Below are 20,488 nucleotides of genomic sequence, written 5' to 3'. Positions count from 1 at the left end.
AACCCTATCTCCGCGGTATAGTGGTGTCGTCATGGCACACACCACCCAGTCCCAGGTCGAGCACAGCGCGAGCGCCTGCCGCGCATCGCGGCACACGCGCGTGCAGCACCTGATCACCGCCGACGAGTCCTCGCTCGGCGAGCTGGAGGCCGTGCTGGCGACGCTGCCGCTCTGCTCGACGGGTCGGGTGTTCATCGAGATCCCGGATGCCTCGTGGCAGGGCGCGATCTCCGCGCCGAGCCGCATGGTCGTCACCTGGCTCGATCGGTCGCAGCGCTCCGGCGCTCCCGGCACCGGGCGCGGCTGCGCGTCGGGCGAGGCGCTCGCGCGTGCGGTCACCGCGTGGGCCGACGAGATGCTGTGCGCCGAGGACGATCACACGACCGTCCGCCTTCTCGGCGGCTTCCTCGGCACGGCCGACATCGTCGACCATCTGATCGTCCTGGGCGTGCCGCCCACCGCGATCCACACGCCGGCCGAATACGGACTCGCGACCGCCCGCTGATCAGCGGGCGCGGCGCGGCACGTAGTTGCCGTCCTCGAGCCCGGCCTCGATCTCGAACCGGTTCCGCAGCGGGTTCCGGCCGGCGAGCGCGTACAGCACCGGCATGAGGAATCCGTACCGCTGCCACTGACGCTTGTGCACCGCCTCGTGGCGCAGCAGCGCGGCGCCTACGCGTCCGTCGCCGGTGAGGAAGCATCCGCCGACGCACACCCCGCCGCGCGGGAAAGCCCAGGACGGCAGGCCGCGGAAGATCCAGAGCCCCTCTCGTCGCTCGATCCGCCCGGTGCTCCACAGCGTGCCCCACGCCCAGCCCACCGCGCAGCCGTACCAGTAGCCGATCCGGCTGACGGGCGAGTCGAGGAGGAACGCCGGGATGAGCGCCTCGAGGCGGCGACCGCGGGCGACGGCGCGTTCGGCGTCTTTGCGCCACTGCGCGGGGAGGGAGGCGGCCGGGCTCACGCGAGCGCTCCGATCACGCGCAGGATGGCGCCGAGGTCGTCCACGGCGGCATCGGGCGAGGACGGTGAGAACTCCGTCAGCGACGCCCCCACCATCGGCATCCGGTCGCGCACCGCACGCACGGTGGCCACCACGTCGGCCGGAGAGGCTCCGAACGGCACGGGATGCGACAGCCCGCCCATGTGCCCCGGGTCGAGGACGTCGAGATCGACGTGGATGTACACCTGGTGCGCTCCGGTGGCCTCCAGCGCCGCGACCACGCCTGCCGGGTCGCTGAGCGCGTCCGGTGAGAGCACCGTCATCCCGGTCGCGGCGATGAACTCCTGCTCGGGCGGGTCGAGTTCGCGCGTGCCGGCGAGCACCACCCGGTCCGGGGTCATCGTGCCGGGCTCGAGCCGCAGCTGGGGGAGACCGTCGCCGAGGATCGCACGCAGCACCATGCCGTGGAAGGCTCCCGTCCGCGACGTCTCCGGGGACTGCAGGTCGGCGTGCGCGTCGAGCCAGAGGACGGCGGTGTCGGCGTCCACGACCGCCGCCAGCGACGTCAGCGCCACGCCGCAGTCGCCGCCGACCACGATGGCAGGGCCGTCTCCGGTGGCCAGCTCCTGCGCGACCTGATCGCGGATGCGCAGGAGCGAGCTGAGTCGCCGCACCGCGGTTCCCAGCGATTCGCCCGCCTCCATGGGCACGTCGACGATCGAGCAGGACGCGCGCGGCAGATCGCCCGCGACGGCGAGCGCTCCGTCCACGAGCCGCATCGCGCGGGAGGATCCGGAGCCCTGCCATTGGGGGACGATGACGAATCGGCTCATCCCCTCATCATCCCCCACGCCGTTCCCCGTCAACGCGAGAGGGCGCCGCGCTCACAGGAGCACGGCGCCCTCGCACGGGCTGTGGCGTCAGCTGCCGATCGCGGCCTGCGGCGTGCCGCCGGCCTTGAGAGCGGCCAGGCGCGCCTCGACCTCGGTCAGCTCTCCGACGTCCTCCAGCTGGTTGAACTGCGCGTCGAGCGACGACGCGGCCAGCTCCTGCTTGCCGGCGGCGAGCGCTTCCTGGCGGCGGACCTTGTCCTCGAACCGGCCCAGCTCGCTGGTGGGGTCCAGGACGTCGATCGAGCGGACGGCGTCGTGCACCTTGGTCTGCGCCTCGGCGACCTTGGCGCGCGAGAGCAGCTCGGTCCGCTTGGACTTCAGCTGCTCCAGCTTCTGCTTCATGCCGTTGAGGCCGTCCTTGAGCTTGTCGACGACCTCGGTCTGCGCCGCGATCGTGGGCGCGATCGCCTTGGCCTCGTTCTCCTCGGTGATCTGGCGCTGCAGCGCGATCTTGGCGAGGTTGTCGAACTTGTCGGCGTCGGCGGTGTTGCCGGCCTGGCGCAGCTCGTCCGCCTTGCGGCTGGCCGCGAGCGCCTTGTTGCCCCACTCGGCGGCCGCCTGGATGTCCTCCTGGTGGTCGCGCTCGAGCAGCCGCAGGTTGCCGATCGTCTCGGCGATGGCCGACTCGGCGTCGGCGATGCTGTTGGTGTAGTCGCGCACGAGCTGGTCGAGCATCTTCTGCGGATCCTCGGCCTGGTCGAGGAGTGCGTTGATGTTGGCCTTCAGGAGCGTCGAGATGCGCCCGAAGATGGACTGCTTCGCCATCGGATTTCCTTCCTTGTCGGACTGAGTTCTCAGGTTCTGGTTCGGGATGCGGCGGCACCGCGTGGTCGTCGGGGGCGGGTCAGAAACGACCACCTCCCCGGCGGGCGCGGGTCCCGCCGCCGCCGAAGCTGCCGGGGCGGAACCCGCCCGACGACCGCCCGGCGGAGCCGCCGCCGAGCATGCCGCCGAATCCGCCCGAGGATCGGCCGCCGCCGCTGAGCATCGAGTTGAGCACGATGCCGCCGAGCACGGCCCCCAGCATGCCGCCGCCGCCGGAGCTCTGCCCGCCGAACATCCCGCCGCCGCCGTCGAAGGCGCCGACGTCGTCCTGCGCGAGCTGGATCGACTGGGCGGCGAGGTGGTCGGCCCGCTGGGCGTGCTGCATGGCCTGCCGCGGGTCACTGGACTGAAGGGCCTGGGCGCGCGCCAGCGCGGCGCCCGCCTCCGCCAGCCGTGTGCGCGCCTCGGCGCCGATGGCCCCCCGGCGCGCGGTGATGTAGTCCTCGGCCGCCGAGACCTGGGCCTGCGCCTGCAGGATCAGCTGGCCGACGACCTGTCGCGCGCGCTTCTCCTGGGCGTGGGCATCCCGCACGCCCTGGACCAGGGCGTCGATCTGCCGGTTCGCCGCCTCGAGGCTCTGCAGTGCGATGAGCGGCCGCCTGTGCGTGCCGGCGAGGTGCGCCCTGGCCGCATCGAGCTGCTGCCGGGTGGCCGCGACGGCGCCCGCGATGCGGCCGTCGGGGTCGGCGAGAGCGGATGCCCCGGCGATGTCGCTCTCGAGCTCCGCCACGAGTGCGACGGCGCTGGTCTCGGCCTGGGCGAGGTCGGCGGCGAGCTTGCCGATGGCGTCTTCGAGCAGCGCCGCCTGACCGACCGCCTCCTCCGCCGCGCGGATGCCGACCGCCGCTTCGCCGCCGCTTCCCGAAGCGATCGCCCGCTCGGCCGCGGCGAGCTGCTCCGCGGCGAAGGCGAGCCTCTGCCGGGCCTGCTCGGGGTTGTCGGCGATGGTCGCGAGCGTTTCCGGTGCGTACGCCGACTGCAGCCGCCGCAACTCGCTCTCGGCGCTTCCGAGCGCGTCTGCGGCCTTCTCGCGAGCGGCCCGCACGCGAGCGAGCGCCGCGGGCGCGTCCTGCTCGAGCTTGCGCAGCTCGTCGAACGCCGCGGCCTTCTCGTCGAGAAGACCGTTGGCCGACTCGCACAGGGCGATGATGCGCTCGTTCCACGCGCGCCTGTCGGCGTCCGAGTCGGGCGTGGCGTCGTCGAGCTGCTGCTGCAGTGTGAACGCCTCGTCGAGACTCGCCCGCGCCGTGGCGAGCGCCGCCTCGAACTCCACCGTCGCGGCATCGCCGAACTGGGCTTTGGCGAACCCGAGCTCCTGCGCACTGGTCTTCAGCGCGTCGTCGGTCTCGACCAGCAGCGACGCCGCGCGCCGCTCGAGCTGTTCGAGAGGCACCTGCGCGGCCGCGGGGGCGCTCGTCGCGCTCGGCGTCTTCCTGCGACGCCGCACCAGCACCACGACGAGCGCGATCGCGGCCGCGATGGCGGCCACGACGAGGATGCCGGTGAGAAGGCCGCCGCCGTTCCGTCCGTCGTCGGCGCCTCCGGTCCCGCCCTGCTCGGCATCGACGAACCCGGCGGCGGCCGCGTCGACCGCACCGAGCCAGTCCTCCTGACGGAGAGCCGGCTGCACCCGCTGCTGCTCGATCGCCGCCAGCTGGTCGAACGTGACCGGCCCCTCGGAATCACCCGAGATGTAGTACTGACGACCCTCGGTGGCCACGGCCAGAAGATACTGGCTCGGCCCGAGGCCGTTGTCGTTCGCGACCCGTGTGGCCCACTGTTCGGCGCCCGACGGATCGGTGAAGTCGTCGACGTAGACGACCCACAGGTCGATCCCGGTCTCGGTCTTCAGCTGCTCCAGACGCTCCTGCGCCTGGGCCTCCTCGCCGGCTGAGAGCACGTCGACGTCGTCGAGCACGTATCCCGATCCCAGCTGCACCGGGGGAGTGGCCGATGCCGGAGCGGCGGCGACGCCCGCGAGCAGCAGCGCCGCACCGGTCGTGAGCACCGCGGCCCATCGCGCTCGCATCGATTCCCCTCCAGACGCGGGATCCGCCCCTCAGGCGAGTCTATGCAGGCCCGCGCGCGCGGTGGTAGCGCGCCTGCCAGTGGTATGGGAGGTGCGGGTCGCTGCCGGGTCCGCTGACGCCGTGCGGGTAGGGTTTCGGATCCGGAGGACGAGGATGGACGATCGCTACGGCGCCGATGTGCTGGCGTCGGCATGGAAAGGCCATGGACGCCGAGAGCTGGCCCGGGTCGAGGCATCCCGTGACCTCGTCGTGGAGGTGGCGGACGACGGCTACTGCGGCGCTGTCGTCGCTGTGTCGGGCGGCATGGTGGAGCTCGAGGATCGCCGAGGGCGGAGACGGCTGTTCCCACTGGGCGCCGGCTTCCTCCTCGATGGGGTCGATGTCGTGCTCGTGCCGCCGACGGCCGCACCGGCGTCCGGGCCGAAGCGCACGGCGTCGGGCTCGTTCGCGGCGCCCGAGGCCCGTGCCCGCACCGCCCGTGCCAGCCGCATCCTCGTCGAGGGACGCCATGACGCCGAGCTCGTCGAGAAGGTGTGGGGCGACGACCTGCGTGCCGAGGGCGTCGTCGTGGAGTACCTGCAGGGTGTGGATCTGCTCGAGGCGGCGCTCGTCGAGGAGCCGCCGTCGGCGTCGCGCCGATACGGCGTGCTCGTGGACCATCTCGTGCCCGGCTCGAAGGAATCCCGCGTCGCGGACGCGATCGCACGCGGTCCGCACGGCGCGCACGTGCTCATCGTGGGGCATCCGTGGATCGACGTGTGGCAGTGCGTCACGCCGCGGGCGATGGGGATCCAGCGGTGGCCGGAGGTGCCCCGCGGGATCGACTTCAAGGTCGGGGTGTGCCGGGCGCTGGGCTGGCCGGCTCGCGATCAGGCCGATCTCGCCCGCGCCTGGCAGCGCATCCTCGGGTCGGTGTCGAGTTACCGCGACCTCGAGCCGGCGTTCCTCGGCCGCGTCGAGGAGCTCATCGACTTCGTCACCGCGTGAGCACCGGCGGCGCATGAGGCACCGGCAGCCCGCGATGCGCGCCCGCGTCGGTAGCCTGGACGGGTGAGCGAGACCTCCCAGACCCGCACCTTCCGCGACCGGCCGGTGTCGTTCGTGCGCCGCAGCGGCCGGATGTCGGAGGCGCAGGAGCGGGCATGGGCCGAGCTCGCCCCGCAATACGTCGTCGACGTCGTCCGCGACGCCGCGGCGACCAGCGTCCTGCCCGGAACCGCGATCGAGCCCGCCGCGGTGTGGGGGCGCAGCGCGCCGCTCGTCGTCGAGATCGGCTCCGGTCAGGGGCACGCGATCGTGCACGCGGCGGCCTCGCACCCCGAGAAGAACTTCCTCGCGATCGAGGTCTTCAAGGCGGGGCTCGCCCGCACCATGCTCGACGCCGACCGGGCGGGGGCTCGCAACCTGCGCCTGGTCGAGGCGAACGCGCCCGAGGTTCTGCAGCACCTGCTGCCCGAGGCATCCGTCGACGAGCTGTGGGTGTTCTTCCCCGACCCGTGGCACAAGAAGAAGCACACCAAGCGGCGCCTGGTCACGTCCGGGTTCGCTGGCATCGCCGCCCGCGCCCTGCGCGACGGCGGGACGCTGCGGCTGGCGACGGACTGGGAGGAGTACGCGGTGCAGATGCGCGAGGTCATGGAAGCGGCGCTCGACTTCGCGCCCGCATTCGACGGGGAGTGGGCGCCGCGCTTCGATGGACGCGTGCTGACGGCCTTCGAGCGCAAGGGCACGCGCCACGGGCGCGAGATCCGCGACCTGTCCTATCACCGGCTCGGCCGGGCGTGAGAGCCGGACCGCGCTGATGCCTGCCCACCCTGCTCTCGCTCCGACGACCACCCGGCCGACGTGGTCCTGGGGTCTCGCGCCGGCGCTGCTGGTCTGCCTCGCGGCCCCGGCGTTCTTCGTCGTGCGGATCCCGTGGCTGGGGTGGGCGCTGCTGGCGGCCGGTGTCGCCCTCGCGTTCGCGACGGAGCGCACGGATGTCTCGGCGCGAGCTCTCGCGCCCGAGGGCGCGAGAGCGCCGTCGCTCGTGCGCGACCTGTCGCTCATCGCGGTGGGCCTGCTCATCGTGAGCGCCATCCCGCTCAAGGCCGAGCTCGACAACCTCGCGATGCTGCGGTTCGCCCTCGCGCTGGGAGGCGCCGTGGCGGTGCCGTATGCGATCTCGCGATGGCTGTACCGCGATCACGCCATCCGGTTCCCCTGGCGCGGCGGCGGGCGCTGGTCGACGTTCCAATGGGTGTGGCTGGTCGTCGTCCTGCTGCTGGGGTGGCTGATCCTGCCGTTCTACTTCATCACCTCCGGCGTGTATCAGAACTGGCCGGTCGTGGAGACCCCGGACCTCATCGCGCGGCTGTTCGTCGGCGTCGGCGCCGTCGGCATCTGGGACGAGCTGTTCTTCATCTGCACGTGCTTCGCCCTGCTGCGTCGTCACTTCCCCGACTGGCAGGCGAACCTGTTGCAGTCGATCGTGTTCGTCTCCTTCCTGTGGGAGCTGGGGTACCAGGCGTGGGGGCCGTTCCTCACCATCCCGTTCGCGCTGCTGCAGGGCTTCATCTTCAAGAGGACGCGGTCGCTGGCGTACGTGGTGACGGTGCATCTGCTGTTCGACGCCGTCGTGTTCCTCGTCCTCGTCCACGCCCACAACCCCGGCGTGCTCGACGGCCTGTTCCTGGTGTGAGGCGACCGCCTGCCCAGGAGGTGCCCAGTCCGACCGGTTAGGCTGGCGCGCGGATCCCGACCGGATCCCGGACGAGGGTTCAGTACCCGGTGAGCGACAAGACTGGCCAGGAGGAACAGTCGTGTCGTGGGTCATCCTCATCCTCTCCGGCGTGCTCGAGGCGGTCTGGGCGAGCGCGCTGGGCAAGTCGGAAGGCTTCACCAAGCTGTGGCCGAGCGTGGTCTTCGGCGTCGCCCTCGCGGCGAGCATGGGCGGCCTGGCGTGGGCCATGCGGGACATCTCGACCGGCACCGCCTACGCGGTGTGGGTCGGCATCGGGGCCGCGCTCACCGTCGCGTATGCGATGATCACCGGCGAAGAGCCGTTCTCGATCGTCCGGCTGCTCCTGATCCTCGGGCTCGTCGGGTGTGTGATCGGGCTCAAAGCCGTCAGCGCCGAATAGCGGGCGCAGCCGCGTGGGCGGCCGGCTACGCCGCGGTCACGCGTTGGAGCAGCGATTCCAGGACGGCGACAGCCGTATCGATCGTCGCGGCGAGGACGTCCTCGGGTCCGCCGCTGAGCGCCAGTTCGCGGTGCCCGGCGCCCGAGCGCGTGGCCCAGCCGACGAAGACCGTCCCCGCGGGGTGGCCGTCCTCGTCGTCGGGGCCACCGACGCCGGTCGTCGAGACCGCGATGTCGGCATCCATGAGGGCCAGGACGCCCATGGCGAGCTGCTCAGCGCATTCGCCGGAGACGGGGTCGAGCCCGGGTGTCGTGCCGAGCACCGCCTCCTTGGTGCGCGTCTGATACGCCACGACGCCGCCGGCGAACCACTCCTCGGCGCGTGCGCCCTTGCCGACGGTGCTGGCGAGCAGGCCGCTGGTCAGAGACTCCGCGAGCGCCACCCGCACCCCGTTCCCTCGGGCGGCCTCGGCCACCCGTTCCACCGCATCGGTCATCGCCCGTCTCCGTCGCTGTGCCTGCCGGCGTTCCGGAGCCGGTCCCGTCGCACGCCGCTGTCGCACGCCCCTCTCGTCCCGGCCGTCACGAGACGATGTCGCGTTCGTCGACCATCTCCGCGTGAGCGGGCTGGGCGGGTTCGGGGACCAGGTACAGGCCGGCGGGAGAATTGGCGGTGTAGGCCAGAGCGTCGATCCAGGCGGGATTGAGCCGCGGCGTCCGGCTGCCGTAGAACTTGTACACGAGCGAGCACCGTGGATGGATCCACACGGTCGTCCGTCCGTCGCCGATGCTGGCGTCGTCCTTCCACGTGAAGTGGAACGGCTCGCCGCGTCGCAGCTTCGTGCCGATGACCAGCTGCAGGTGCGCCAGCGTCCGGTCGTCGAAGTCCACCTTGACGGTGCCCTCGTAGATCAGTTTCCCCATCGTCCACCTCTGGCTTGCTCACTCGCTGGAGCCGGCGGTCTCGTGGTGCGGAGCGCCGACGGGCTTGGACTCGCTGGAGCCGCGCTGTCGAAGGAAGATCGACAGCGCGATCATCGCCCCGACGGCGAGGAACTCGGACTGCCAGTTCTGGAACGTCCGGCTCCAGAAGTCCGGCAGCGTCAGGTACTCCAGCCAGGTGACCGGCGGCTGGCCGTGCTCGGCGTTCTCGGAGTTCATCACGACGGTGCCCGCCAGGGACTGCGCGAGCCACGACAGCAGGAACACCGCGCCCATCACGATCAGCAGCGAGTTGGAGAAGAGCACCTGGCGGATGCCTCGTGCCTTCGCCCACTCCGGCGAATCGTCGCGGGCGTGCTCGCCGACCAGCTGCTCCTCGTCGCTGTCGGGACCCTCGTCGCCGGGCTTCTTCGACTCGGGGGAGCCCCGCTGCACGAGCCAGATCGTCGCGGCGATGAACACGAGAAACTGAAGGAACTCCGACTGCCAGTTCTCGGCAACGTCGACGACGAACTCCGAGGAGGTGACGAACCCGAGGTAGCTCTCCGGCGGCATGCCGTGCTGCTGGAGCTTCTCGTTGTCCTCCATCCAGCCGGCCACCGACTGCGCGATCAGGGTGAGGGCGAACAGGCCCAGGAACAGCAGGCTGAGCGCGTTGTCGCGGATGGTCCGCATGCGCTCACCGCCCCATCAGCGGGACGGCGATCATGTACGCCAGACCGATGCCCAGCAGGGCGATCCAGGACCAGAAGACAGCAGCCTCGCCGGGCCGTTCTCCGGCCTCCTCAGGCGTGAAGTCCACCACGTTCTCCTCTCGCGAGCACGGCGGCGTGCGCCGTGCTCTCATCCTCGCGCCAGGGCCGGGAATGGTGAACGGGTTGACAACGGCGTCGCCGTCGGGGAAAGGCGCGCGCACCGGATGGAGATCGGGGACGAGGAGGAAGCCCGGATGAAGAGAGGGGATGAGTCGACCGCTAGGCCGACTCATCCCGTTTGCGCCCCCGACAGGAATCGAACCTGCGACCTTTGGTACCGGAAACCAACGCTCTATCCCCTGAGCTACGGAGGCGTGCCGATCGAGACTACCACCCCGGGATGGGAGGCCCTGTCAGGGCGCGATCGCCTGCGGGTCCTGCGGGGCGTCGGCGACGACCTCCGTCTGCTCCGTCATCGCCTCGATGGCCTCCGCCACGCGCTGCGCGAGGTACGCGTGCCCTTCCGTGGACGGGTGATCGCGTCCGATCTCGCCGGTGTCGATGACGTCGAGGTAGTTGTCCGGGGTGATCCACTCCTCCGCGATGGGGGAGATGTACCACCATCCGCGCGACGCTGCGAGCTCCCGCAGGTCCGCGTCGATGGCTCGCGTCGCCTTCTCGACCGGCAGCACCTGCGGCGCAGGGCCGAGGATCACCACCGTCGCGCCGGGGAAGCGCGCGGCGAGGGCATCCCACGCGGCGTTGACGGCCTCCCGGTACCCGGTGGGGTGCAGCCTGCGGTCGTTGATGGAGCCCTCGACGATGATGAGGTCGGGGTCGATCGCCCGATCCAGCGCGGCGATGCGCTCGCCGTACGCAGGGCCGTCGATGCCGGGCTTGAGGTAACCGCTGCCGCGCACGCCGTCCACGGTCGTCTGCCAGCCGAGTTCGTCGGCGAGCCGGTACGCGAAACCGAGGGTCGGTTCGATGGCGGCCGAGCCATAGACCCACGAATCGCCGAAGACGAGCACGCGCGGCCGATCGGGCAGGGTCAGCGGGGCGGGAGCGACGGCGACGGATGCCTGGTCGGCGGCGACGGCGGGGGCCACGGGCGGGGCGGCCCACGGCCTGGCCAGCGCGACGGCGCACAGCGCCACCACGGCGAGCGCGGCGCCCAGCAGGGGAAGCCACAGCCGCCGTGCGCGGAAGCGGCCGGGCGCGTGCATGGATAGAGGGTAAGTCATGAATCGGCGTGCGCCCGTCCGCCGGTGGACAGCGAGGTCGCTCGCGGGCCGATTCGGGACCGTGGCCGCCCAACTAGACTGGTCCGGCTATGAATCCCGACGCTCTCTCCGCCGCTCTGCTCGCCGTCGTCGCCCCGCTCGCCGAGGCCCGACGTCCGGGCGCAGCCGACGGCCTGACGGCGGGTGACCTGCCGCTCGAGCGTCCGAAGAACCGGGAGCACGGCGACTGGGCGTCCAACGCCGCGCTGAAGCTCGCGAAGGCCGTCGGCGTCAACCCGCGGGAGTTCGCCGCCGAGATCGCCGAGGGTCTCGCGCAGGTGGAGGGCATCGCGGACGTGGAGGTCGCGGGGCCGGGCTTCATCAACATCCGCCTGGATGCCGCCGCGGCGGGCGCGCTGGCGAAGACGATCGTCGACGCCGGCGCCGCGTTCGGCACCAACGACTCGCAGCGGGGCAACACCATCAACCTGGAGTTCGTCAGTGCGAACCCCACCGGTCCGCTGCACATCGGCCACACACGGTGGGCGGCGCTGGGCGACTCGATCGCGCGGCTGCTGCTGGCCAGCGGCGCGACGCTCGTGCGGGAGTTCTACATCAACGACGCCGGTGCGCAGATGGAGCGATTCGGACGCTCCGTGCTCGCCGCCGCCAAGGGTGAGCCCACGCCCGAGGACGGATACGCGGGCGCCTACATCGAAGAGCTCGCACGCCGCGTGCTCGCCGCTCGTCCGGACCTGCTCGAGCTCAGCGACGAGGACCAGATCGCCATGGCGCGCGACCTCGCGTACGAGTTCCAGCTCGGCGAGCTGCAGGCCTCTCTCGAGAAGTTCAACGTGCACTTCGATGTCTGGTTCTCGGAGCGCACCCTGCACGCCAAGCCCGAGGACGGCGGCCCCAGCCTCGTCGACGAGGCGGTCGACCGGCTCCGCGAGCAGGGCCACGTGTTCGACCAGGACGGCGCGGTGTGGGTGCGCACCACCGATTTCGGCGACGACAAGGACAGGGTGATCCGCCGCTCCAACGGCGAGTACACCTACTTCGCCGCGGATGCCGCGTACTACCTGAACAAGGGAGACCGGGGCTTCGCGCACAAGATCTACCTGCTCGGCGCCGATCATCACGGCTACGTGCATCGGCTCAAGGCGCTCGCCGGCGCCGCCGGGGACGATCCGGACAAGGACATCGAGGTGCTCATCGGCCAGCTCGTGTCCATCAACGGCGCGCGTCTGAGCAAGCGCGCCGGCAACATCATCGAGCTGGACGACCTGCGGGAGTGGCTCGGCACGGATGCGCTGCGTTACTCGCTGGCACGCTACCCCGCCGACTCGCCGCTGACCCTCGACCCCGAGATCCTGCGCAAGCGCACCAACGACAATCCCGTCTTCTACGTGCAGTACGCCCACGCCCGCACGCACAACGTCGCGCGCAACGCCGGGGCGTCGGGCGTGGATCGGTCCGAATTCGCGCCGGAGCTGCTCACCCACGAGACGGAGTCGGCGCTGCTGGGCGCCCTGCAGGAGTTCCCGCGGATCGTGGCCTTCGCCGCCGAGCTGCGCGAGCCCCACCGGGTGGCCCGGTATCTGGAGGAGCTGGCCGGTCTCTACCACCGCTGGTACGACAACTGCCGTGTCATCCCGCTGGGCGACGAGCCGGTCCAGCCCGTGCACCGGACGCGTCTGTGGCTGAACGACGCCACCGGGCAGGTGCTGCGCAACGGGCTGACGCTGCTGGGCGTGGGCGCACCGGAGCGGATGTAGCCGCCATGTCGGGGGACCGGACGCCGGCGGCCTCGCTGTTCGCCCACGAGAAGCAGGCGGACCGGCGCCGACGGCGACTGCGGCCCTGGCTCGTGGCGTTCGCGATCGTCGCGGTCATCGCCGTCGGAGCCTGGTTCGCCGCCGACGCGCTGGCGAGGCAGATCGTCGTCGGCGTCGTGCGGGACCAGGTGAAGTCGCAGCTGGCGCTGCCGGCCGACCAGCGCATCGACGTGGACATCCCCGGCGCCATCATCCCGCAGCTGATCGGCGGCCGCTTCGACGAGATGACGGTGACGTCCGACGACGTGCGCGTCAACGAGCTGTCCGCCGACGTCACGGTCGTCGCGCACGGCGTGCCGCTGCGGGCCGACGGCGATCTGGGCGGGGCTGTCGCCACCCTCGAGCTGGGCGCAGACGAGGTGCGCGCGCTGCTGGCGAACGTCGAGGGGTTCCCCGCGGGGAGCGTGGATCTCGCGGCGCCGGAGGTCACGATGGCGACCGACCTCCAGGTGTTCGGGATGACCGTCCCGGTCGGGGTCGCCCTCAGCCCGGGCGTCGCGGACGGCGACGTCGTCCTCACGCCGGCGTCGCTGCAGGTGTCGGGAGCGGACGTGACCGCCGACGCGCTGCGCGACCAGTTCGGCGTCGTCGCCGAGGTCGTCCTGCGGGACTGGACCGTCTGCATCGCGCAGTACATCCCGGCGGGCATCACCCTCACCGGCGTCGAGGTCGTCGACACCGAGGGCGGCGATGAGCTGGTCGCCTCGTTCGACGTGCAGGGCGCCATCCTGTCCGACCCGGCCCTGCGGGCGAACGGGGCGTGCGAGTAGCCCGGCGCCTTCGCGTCATACGACACGGGACCCCGATGCCAGGTGCCCTAGACTGCAAGGACCGCCCGGCGTGACCTCTCCGCCGCCGAATCCGCGCCGCACGGCGCCCCGGGCGGCCCGCGTCGAAGCTCCCATCCGATTGGTCCCCCGTGTCCGCCGACTCGCACTCCGCCGCCGTCGCCCCCTTCTGGCTCGAGCGGCCCACGAATCCGAACGAGCTCGTCGCCGCGGTGTGGCCGGAGTCGGCTGCGCGCGCGGACGACGGCGTGCTCGCGCTCGGCGGCATCCCGGCGACGCGGCTGCGTGAGCAGTTCGGCACGCCGCTGTACGTCCTCGACGAGGATCAGGTCCGCGCCACGGCGCGGCGCACCTCGGATGCCTTCCGCGCAGCCGCCGCCCGGCACGGCGCCCAGGCGCGGGTCTACTACGCGGGGAAGGCCTTCCTCAGCACCGAAGTGGTGCGGTGGGTCACCGAGGAGGGCCTCGCCGTCGACGTCTGCACCGGCGGAGAGCTCGCGGTGACGCTCGCCGGCGGTGCCGAGCCGGCGATGATCGGCTTCCACGGGAACAACAAGTCCCTCGCAGAGCTCGAGCGCGCGGTCGAGGTCGGCATCGGCTCGATCATCATCGACAGCCTCATCGAGATCGAACGACTCGCCGCCATCGTCGAGCGGCGGGGAGCGACCCAGGCGGTGCTCGTGCGGGTCAACAGCGGCGTTCACGCCGAGACCCACGATTTCCTCGCGACGGCGCACGAGGATCAGAAGTTCGGCTTCACGATGACCGACGCTCCCGCAGCGGTCGCGCGGATCCGCGAGCTCCCGGGCCTCGAGCTCATCGGCCTGCACTGCCACATCGGGTCCCAGATCTTCGGCACCGCCGGCTTCGAGGAGTCCGCCGGCCGCATCGTCGAGCTGCACGCGCAGCTGCGCGAGGGCGGCGAGCTGCCCGTGCTCAACCTCGGCGGCGGGTTCGGCATCGCCTACACGGCCGCCGACGACCCGACGCCGATCGAACAGCTCGCGAGCGGCATCGTCGACGCCGTCGCGCGGCAGTGCGAGGTGCGCGGCATCCCGGTTCCGACCCTCGCCTTCGAACCAGGCCGGGCGATCGTCGGCCGAGCCGGCGTCACGCTGTACGAGGTCGGCACCATCAAGCCCGTCGCACTCGAGAGCGGCGACAGCCGGCTGTACGTCAGCGTCGACGGCGGCATGAGCGACAACCCCCGCCCCGCGCTCTACGGCGCGCACTACTCCGCCCGGATCGCCTCCCGCACCAGCGACGCCGAGCCGGCGCTCGCGCGCGTCGTGGGCAAGCACTGCGAGTCGGGCGACATCGTGGTGGATGCCGAGTACCTTCCGGCCGACATCGCGCCCGGGGACATCCTGGCCGTGCCGGCCACCGGCGCGTACGGCTTCCCGCTCTCGAGCAACTACAACTACGTCCCCCGCCCGCCCGTCGTGGCGCTGCGCGGGGGAGAGGCCCGGGTGATCGTGCGCGGCGAGACGATCGACGATCTGCTCGCGCGCGACACCGGCTACGCAGCGCGCGCCCGGGTGCCAGCCGGCGACGCCCCGACGGAAGGGAACGACATGTCTGTATCGAGCGAGCGGAGCGAGTCGAAGTGACGGACTACCGCCGCCTCCGCGTCGCGCTCCTGGGAGCCGGGGCCGTCGGCTCACAGGTCGCGGCGCTGCTGCGACGGCACGCCGACGAGCTCGCCGACCGCGCAGGCGCACGGCTCGAGCTGGTCGGGATCGCCGTGCGCGACATCGACGCCCCGCGCGAGGCGGACCTGCCTCGCGAGCTGCTCACCACGGATGCGGAGTCGCTCATCGTCGGATCCGACATCGTCATCGAGCTGATGGGCGGCATCGAGCCGGCGCGCACCTATCTGCTGCAGGCGATCAACTCCGGCGCGGACATCGTGACCGCCAACAAGGCGCTGCTGGCCACCCACGGCCCGGAGATCTTCGACGCGGCCGACCAGGTGGGCGCCGAGGTCTACTACGAGGCGGCGGCGGCCGGGGCGATCCCGATCATCCGCCCCCTACGGGACTCGCTCGCCGGCGACCGCGTGCAGCGCATCATGGGCATCGTCAACGGCACGACGAACTACATCCTGGACCGCATGGACACCGAAGGCGCGGAGTTCGCGGACGTGCTCGCCGACGCGCAGCGGCTCGGCTACGCCGAGGCCGATCCCACGGCCGACGTCGAGGGCTACGACGCCGCGCAGAAGGCGGCGATCCTCGCGAGCCTGGCGTTCCACACCACGGTGCCCCTGGACGCGGTCCACCGCGAGGGCATCACGGGGATCGACAAGGCGATGATGGACGCCGCACGCCACGCCGGCTACGTCGTCAAGCTCCTGGCGGTGTGCGAACGCCTCAGCGAGGCATCCGGCAGCGAGTCGATCTCGGTGCGGGTCTACCCGGCGCTCATCGACCGAGCCCACCCCCTGGCCAGCGTGCACGGCGCCAACAACGCCGTCTTCGTGCAGGCGGAGGCGGCAGGGAACCTGATGTTCTACGGCGCGGGTGCCGGCGGCGTGCAGACCGCCTCGGCCGTCCTCGGCGACGTCGTCTCGGCGGCGCGCCGCCACATCGCCGGTGGCGTGGGCGTCGGCGAGTCGACGCTCGCCGACCTGCCGATCGTGGCGATCGGGCGCGTCATCACGAGGTATCAGATCACGCTCGAGGTCGACGATCAGCCCGGCGTCCTCGCCACGGTCGCCGGCATCCTCAGCGACGGGCGGGTCTCGATCGCGACGCTGGAGCAGACGGTCACCGGCGAGGACGCCGAGACCGCGCGACTGGTGATCGGCACGCACAAGGCACTGGAGCAGGACCTGAGCGAGACGGTGGACCGCCTCGCCGCGAGCGGCGTGGTCGAACGCGTCGTCTCGGTGCTGCGGGTGGAAGGAGACTGACATGGCACACGTCTGGCGCGGAGTCCTCCGCGAGTACGCGGACCGGTTGGGCGTCACGGACGCCTCGACCGTGATCACGCTGGGCGAGGGCGGCACGCCGCTCCTGCCCGCCCCCGCCCTGTCGCGCCGCACCGGCGCCGACGTCTGGGTGAAGTTCGAGGGGATGAACCCGACCGGCTCGTTCAAGGACCGCGGAATGACCGTGGCGGTCTCGCGGGCCATCGAGCACGGCGCTCAGGCGGTCATCTGCGCGTCGACGGGGAACACGTCCGCCTCCGCGGCGGCCTACGCCGCGCACGCCGGCATCACCGCGGCGGTCCTCGTCCCCGAGGGCAAGATCGCGATGGGCAAGCTCAGCCAGGCCGTCGCCCACAACGGACGCCTGATCCAGATCCGAGGCAACTTCGACGACTGCCTCGAGATCGCCCGCGAGCTCGCCGACCGGTATCCGGTGCACCTGGTCAACTCCGTCAACCCCGACCGGATCGACGGGCAGAAGACCGCGGCGTACGAGGTCGTGGCGCAGCTGGGCGACGCCCCCGACTTCCACTTCATCCCTGTCGGCAACGCCGGCAACTACACCGCTTACACGCGGGGGTACCGCGAGGAGGCAGAGGGCGGCGTGTCCACCCGGGTGCCCCGCATGTTCGGCTTCCAGGCCGAGGGCTCGGCACCGCTGGTGCGCGGTGAGGTCGTGCGCAATCCCGAGACGGTGGCCAGCGCCATCCGCATCGGCAACCCCGCGTCGTGGGAGCTCGCGCTCGAGGCGCGAGAGGCGACCGACGGATACTTCGGCGCGATCGACGACGAGCGCATCCTCGCGGCGCAGAAGCTCCTCGCCGGCGAGGTGGGCATTTTCGTCGAGCCCGCCTCGGCGATCAGCGTCGCGGGACTTCTCGACCGCGTCGAGGCCGGTGTCGTGCCGCAGGGCGCACGCGTGGTGCTCACGGTCACCGGGCACGGTCTGAAGGACCCGCAGTGGGCGCTGCGCAACGCCGACGGCAGCCAGGTCGAGCCCACCGTTGTGGACGCCTCGACCACCGAGGTCGCCTCCGTGCTGGACCTCGCGCCCGTCGCCGAGCCGGCCGACGCGCGCGGATCGCAGGCGTGAACGCAGCCGTCGCACCGGAGCCCGGTCGCCGCGTGCTGGTCCGGGTGCCGGCGACCAGCGCGAACCTCGGTCCGGGCTTCGACACCCTGGGGCTCGCCCTGAGCGTCTACGACGAGCTCGAGGTGATGGCGCTGCCCGAGGGGCAGCTCGACATCCGCGTGGAGGGGCAGGGCGCCGACGACGTCCCGCGCGACGCATCGAACCTCGTGGTCCGCTCGATCGCCTACGCGTACGAAGCGGTGGGGCGGCGGATGCCGGGGCTGCGTCTGGTGGCGCGCAACGTCATCCCGCACGGACGAGGGCTCGGCTCGTCGGGCGCGGCCGTCGTCTCCGGGCTGCTCGCCGCCAAGGGGCTGCTCGAGGGTGATGTGGAGCTGGGGCCGGACGCGCTGCTGCGGCTGGCCACCGAGCTGGAGGGGCACCCCGACAACGTCGCGCCGGCGCTCTTCGGCGGCCTGACCATCGCATGGGTCGACGAGACCGGCCCGCAGCACAAGAAGCTGATGGTGCACCGCGGTGTGTCACCGCTGGTGTTCGTGCCGGAGTTCACCATGTCGACGAAGCTCGCCCGGAGCCTGCAGCCGCTGCAGGTCCCACGGGAGGACGCGGTGTTCAACGTCTCGCGCTCGGCGCTGCTCATCGCCGCGCTCACGCAGAGCCCGGAACTGCTGCAGGCCGCGACCGAGGACAAGCTCCATCAGAACTACCGCGCGAGCGCCATGCCGGAGACGGACGCGCTGGTGCGGGCGCTGCGCAGCGAGAACTTCGCGGCGGTCGTCTCCGGTGCGGGTCCCAGCGTGCTCGTGCTCGCCGACGGACCGGGGCGCCGTCTGGAGGCGGCCGCGCTGGCCCAGCGCGTGACCGACACCCCGTGGGAGGCCCTCATGCTCGCCGTCGACTTCAAGGGTGGTACAGTGAGGGAGTACGCGGAGGGTTCCACGTAAGACGTGAATCTGGCCTCCGTCGCAATTCTGCGAAACCACCGCACGGCACCAACCTCTGACGGTCCCTGATCACCCTCGCGGTCTCTCACTCCGTCGGCGGAACCTGTGTTTCGACAGGCGCAACAACCGGTCGAAGGGCGGCAGATCCGCCGCACAGCGCGTCGCGCGGTCGTGCACAACCGTTCGTTTTCACAAGGGAGAACTCGTGGAGTCCATCTCCGAGATCCACACTGACGCACCGGCCGACGAGCGCGCGGAAGCGCCCGAGGCCGCTCAGAGCGTCGACACGTCCACCACCGCGGACGCGGCCGCCCAGGCGCCCGCCCCGGCCGGCGACACCACCGAGGAAGCCGTGACCGGCGCCGAGGACGCCGACGCCGAGTCGGTCCCCGCCGCGGACGCGACGGAGGCGCCCGCCGAGGCGGCGCCGACGGATGCGCCGGCGGAGACCCCCGAGCCCGCCGCCGACGCGGCGGTCGCCGCGCCTGCAGAGGCTGCCGACGCGCCCGCCGAGAAGCCGGCCAAGGCCCCCCGCAAGCGTGCGCCGCGCCGCGCGAAGAGCACCGACGTCCCCGCGACCGACCAGGCGGCTGCGGACCAAGGCGCCGCACCCGCCGAGGCGCAGCCCGCGGAGCAGGCCGAGGAGGGCGCAGCTTCCGCCGACGCGCCCGCGGCCGAGTCGCCCGAGGCGCCCGCGCCTGAGGCATCCGCCGAGCAGCCCGGCGAGGCGCCCGCGGCCGGCGCAGCCGGCGAGGCCGGCGAGCAGGCCGGGGCAGCCGGCGAGGCCGGCGAGCAGCCGTCCGAGGCTGAGAGCGAGACTCCGAGCCGCAGCCGCAGCCGCAGCCGCAGCCGCAACCGCAACCGCAAGGACAACGCGCAGGGTCAGCAGAACGGCCAGAACGCTCAGAGCCCCGCGGTCGAAGCCCCCAAGCCCGAGCCGGTCGAGGAGGAGCAGGGCGGTGGCCGCAACCGTCAGCGCAACAAGCGCCGCGGCCAGACCCCGGCCGACGAGTTCGAGACCGAGATCGGCGAGGACGACGTCCTCATCCCGATCGCCGGCATCCTCGACGTGCTCGACAACTACGCCTTCGTCCGCACGACCGGCTACCTCCCCGGCCCCAGCGACGTCTACGTCTCGCTCGGCCAGGTCAAGAAGTACAACCTGCGCAAGGGTGACGCCGTCGTCGGCGCCATCAAGCAGCCGCGCGAGGGCGAGCAGTCCAGCCGCCAGAAGTACAACGCGCTGGTCAAGGTGGACGCCATCAACGGCCTGTCGGTCGACGACGCCGCCACCCGGGTGGAGTTCGGCAAGCTGACGCCGCTGTACCCGCAGGAGCGACTGCGCCTCGAGACGGCTCCCGAGAAGCTCACCCAGCGCATCATCGACCTCGTCGCGCCGATCGGCAAGGGACAGCGCGGCCTCATCGTCGCGCCGCCCAAGGCCGGCAAGACGATCGTGCTGCAGCAGATCGCGAACGCGATCGCCGCGAACAACCCCGAGGTCCACCTCATGGTCGTGCTCGTCGACGAGCGCCCCGAAGAGGTCACCGACATGCAGCGCACCGTCAAGGGCGAGGTCATCGCCTCGACCTTCGACCGTCCGGCCGAGGACCACACCACCGTCGCCGAGCTCGCGATCGAGCGCGCCAAGCGCCTCGTGGAGCTGGGCCGCGACGTGGTCGTGCTGCTCGACTCGATCACGCGCCTCGGCCGTGCCTACAACATCTCGGCGCCCACCTCCGGCCGTGTGCTGACGGGTGGAGTCGACGCCTCGGCGCTGTACCCGCCCAAGCGCTTCTTCGGCGCGGCCCGCAACATCGAGAACGGCGGATCGCTCACGATCCTCGCGACCGCGCTCGTGGAGACCGGGTCCAAGATGGACGACGTCATCTTCGAGGAGTTCAAGGGCACCGGCAACAGCGAGCTGCGCCTGAACCGCCACCTCGCCGACAAGCGGATCTTCCCGGCCGTCGACGTGAACGCGTCCAGCACGCGCCGCGAGGAGATGCTGCTCTCGCCCGACGAGGTGAAGATCACCTGGAAGCTGCGCCGCGCGCTGGCGGGGCTGGACCCGCAGCAGGCGCTCGAGGTCGTGCTGGGCAAGCTCAAGGAGACCCAGTCGAACGTCGAGTTCCTCGTGCAGATGCAGAAGTCGATCCCGGCGCCCACGAACGGGCACGGCGGCAGCCACGGGCACGCGCACGACAACAGCATCCGCTGA

Annotated in this window: 21 protein-coding genes, 1 tRNA gene and 1 riboswitch; of the genes, 12 read left to right on the top strand and 10 right to left on the bottom strand. The window is 71.7% G+C overall.

Annotation, left to right across the window (positions count from 1 at the left end):
* Positions 1-31: 31 nt before the first annotated feature.
* Positions 32-505 (top strand): SIP domain-containing protein, encoded by a 474-nt coding sequence (locus tag AC5RVZ_RS27415; RefSeq protein ID WP_494068773.1) that lies wholly within the window; start codon positions 32-34, stop codon positions 503-505.
* Here AC5RVZ_RS27415 and AC5RVZ_RS27410 read toward each other — a convergent pair whose 3' ends face one another.
* The 4 genes from AC5RVZ_RS27410 to AC5RVZ_RS27395 all read right to left on the bottom strand — a co-directional run bounded on the left by AC5RVZ_RS27410 (position 506) and on the right by AC5RVZ_RS27395 (position 4,690).
* Positions 506-964, bottom strand: a complete 459-nt coding sequence (locus AC5RVZ_RS27410) for a Fe-S oxidoreductase (protein WP_494068772.1) — start codon at positions 962-964, stop codon at positions 506-508. It abuts the gene before it with no gap.
* A complete protein-coding gene (locus AC5RVZ_RS27405) occupies positions 961-1,776 on the bottom strand; it encodes an arginase family protein (protein ID WP_494068771.1) in 816 nt (271 codons plus the stop codon). The genes AC5RVZ_RS27410 and AC5RVZ_RS27405 overlap by 4 nt, the downstream gene beginning before the upstream one ends.
* Before the next feature lie 87 nt (positions 1,777-1,863).
* Positions 1,864-2,601, bottom strand: coding sequence for a PspA/IM30 family protein (locus AC5RVZ_RS27400; protein ID WP_494068770.1), 738 nt, complete (start codon positions 2,599-2,601; stop codon positions 1,864-1,866).
* Between the two features lie 79 nt (positions 2,602-2,680).
* Positions 2,681-4,690, bottom strand: coding sequence for a TPM domain-containing protein (locus AC5RVZ_RS27395; protein ID WP_494068769.1), 2,010 nt, complete (start codon positions 4,688-4,690; stop codon positions 2,681-2,683).
* 154 nt (positions 4,691-4,844) lie between these two features.
* On the opposite strand from AC5RVZ_RS27395, the gene AC5RVZ_RS27390 reads away from it, so the two are divergent.
* The 4 genes from AC5RVZ_RS27390 (at position 4,845) to AC5RVZ_RS27375 (ending at position 7,813) form a co-directional block, all read left to right on the top strand.
* The gene (locus AC5RVZ_RS27390; RefSeq protein ID WP_494068768.1) at positions 4,845-5,678 is read left to right on the top strand and encodes a DUF3097 family protein; all 834 of its coding nucleotides are present in this window, start codon (positions 4,845-4,847) and stop codon (positions 5,676-5,678) included.
* Positions 5,679-5,810: 132 nt separating this feature from the next.
* Positions 5,811-6,476 carry a tRNA (guanosine(46)-N7)-methyltransferase TrmB gene (gene trmB, locus AC5RVZ_RS27385; RefSeq protein ID WP_494068891.1) on the top strand — a complete coding sequence of 222 codons (666 nt, stop codon included), beginning with the start codon at positions 5,811-5,813 and terminating at the stop codon, positions 6,474-6,476.
* Between the two features lie 16 nt (positions 6,477-6,492).
* Complete coding sequence (locus AC5RVZ_RS27380) at positions 6,493-7,371, top strand: CPBP family intramembrane glutamic endopeptidase (RefSeq protein WP_494068767.1); 879 nt, start codon at positions 6,493-6,495, stop codon at positions 7,369-7,371.
* A gap of 47 nt (positions 7,372-7,418) precedes the next feature.
* Positions 7,419-7,482: riboswitch (guanidine-III (ykkC-III) riboswitch) on the top strand.
* A gap of 10 nt (positions 7,483-7,492) precedes the next feature.
* A complete protein-coding gene (locus AC5RVZ_RS27375) occupies positions 7,493-7,813 on the top strand; it encodes a DMT family transporter (RefSeq protein ID WP_494068766.1) in 321 nt (106 codons plus the stop codon).
* A gap of 25 nt (positions 7,814-7,838) precedes the next feature.
* On the opposite strand, the gene AC5RVZ_RS27370 is transcribed toward AC5RVZ_RS27375, so the two are convergent.
* The 6 genes from AC5RVZ_RS27370 to AC5RVZ_RS27345 form a co-directional block, all read right to left on the bottom strand.
* On the bottom strand, positions 7,839-8,309 hold the full coding sequence (locus AC5RVZ_RS27370) for a CinA family protein (RefSeq protein ID WP_494068765.1): 471 nt from the start codon (positions 8,307-8,309) through the stop codon (positions 7,839-7,841).
* An 85-nt stretch (positions 8,310-8,394) separates the two neighbouring features.
* Positions 8,395-8,736: a DUF7882 family protein gene (locus tag AC5RVZ_RS27365; RefSeq protein WP_494068764.1), complete on the bottom strand. Its 342-nt coding sequence runs from the start codon at positions 8,734-8,736 to the stop codon at positions 8,395-8,397.
* An 18-nt stretch (positions 8,737-8,754) separates the two neighbouring features.
* Entirely contained in the window at positions 8,755-9,429 is a 675-nt protein-coding gene (locus AC5RVZ_RS27360; protein ID WP_494068763.1) for a DUF6766 family protein, read from the bottom strand.
* A gap of 4 nt (positions 9,430-9,433) precedes the next feature.
* The gene (locus tag AC5RVZ_RS27355; protein ID WP_494068762.1) at positions 9,434-9,556 is read right to left on the bottom strand and encodes a hypothetical protein; all 123 of its coding nucleotides are present in this window, start codon (positions 9,554-9,556) and stop codon (positions 9,434-9,436) included.
* A 194-nt stretch (positions 9,557-9,750) separates the two neighbouring features.
* A tRNA-Arg gene (locus tag AC5RVZ_RS27350) sits at positions 9,751-9,823 on the bottom strand.
* A 39-nt stretch (positions 9,824-9,862) separates the two neighbouring features.
* Positions 9,863-10,675, bottom strand: coding sequence for an SGNH/GDSL hydrolase family protein (locus AC5RVZ_RS27345; protein WP_494068761.1), 813 nt, complete (start codon positions 10,673-10,675; stop codon positions 9,863-9,865).
* A gap of 107 nt (positions 10,676-10,782) precedes the next feature.
* Here AC5RVZ_RS27345 and AC5RVZ_RS27340 point away from each other — a divergent pair, with 107 nt between their 5' ends.
* From AC5RVZ_RS27340 to rho, 7 genes are all read left to right on the top strand, one after another.
* Positions 10,783-12,450 carry an arginine--tRNA ligase gene (locus AC5RVZ_RS27340; RefSeq protein WP_494068760.1) on the top strand — a complete coding sequence of 556 codons (1,668 nt, stop codon included), beginning with the start codon at positions 10,783-10,785 and terminating at the stop codon, positions 12,448-12,450.
* 5 nt (positions 12,451-12,455) lie between these two features.
* The gene (locus AC5RVZ_RS27335; RefSeq protein WP_494068759.1) at positions 12,456-13,280 is read left to right on the top strand and encodes an LmeA family phospholipid-binding protein; all 825 of its coding nucleotides are present in this window, start codon (positions 12,456-12,458) and stop codon (positions 13,278-13,280) included.
* Between the two features lie 149 nt (positions 13,281-13,429).
* Complete coding sequence (gene lysA, locus AC5RVZ_RS27330; protein WP_494068758.1) at positions 13,430-14,908, top strand: diaminopimelate decarboxylase; 1,479 nt, start codon at positions 13,430-13,432, stop codon at positions 14,906-14,908.
* Positions 14,905-16,212, top strand: a complete 1,308-nt coding sequence (locus tag AC5RVZ_RS27325) for a homoserine dehydrogenase (protein ID WP_494068757.1) — start codon at positions 14,905-14,907, stop codon at positions 16,210-16,212. The genes lysA and AC5RVZ_RS27325 overlap by 4 nt, the downstream gene beginning before the upstream one ends.
* A 1-nt stretch (position 16,213) precedes the next feature.
* Entirely contained in the window at positions 16,214-17,323 is a 1,110-nt protein-coding gene (gene thrC, locus AC5RVZ_RS27320) for a threonine synthase (protein WP_494068756.1), read from the top strand.
* The gene (gene thrB, locus AC5RVZ_RS27315) at positions 17,320-18,267 is read left to right on the top strand and encodes a homoserine kinase (RefSeq protein ID WP_494068755.1); all 948 of its coding nucleotides are present in this window, start codon (positions 17,320-17,322) and stop codon (positions 18,265-18,267) included. The genes thrC and thrB overlap by 4 nt, the downstream gene beginning before the upstream one ends.
* Positions 18,268-18,472: 205 nt before the next feature.
* On the top strand, positions 18,473-20,488 hold the full coding sequence (rho, locus tag AC5RVZ_RS27310; protein ID WP_494068754.1) for a transcription termination factor Rho: 2,016 nt from the start codon (positions 18,473-18,475) through the stop codon (positions 20,486-20,488).

Source organism: Arthrobacter sp. Cza30, assembly GCF_059090765.1.
The sequence above is the reverse complement of the archived record's forward strand: the minus strand, read 5'-3'. Positions and strand labels throughout refer to the sequence as shown.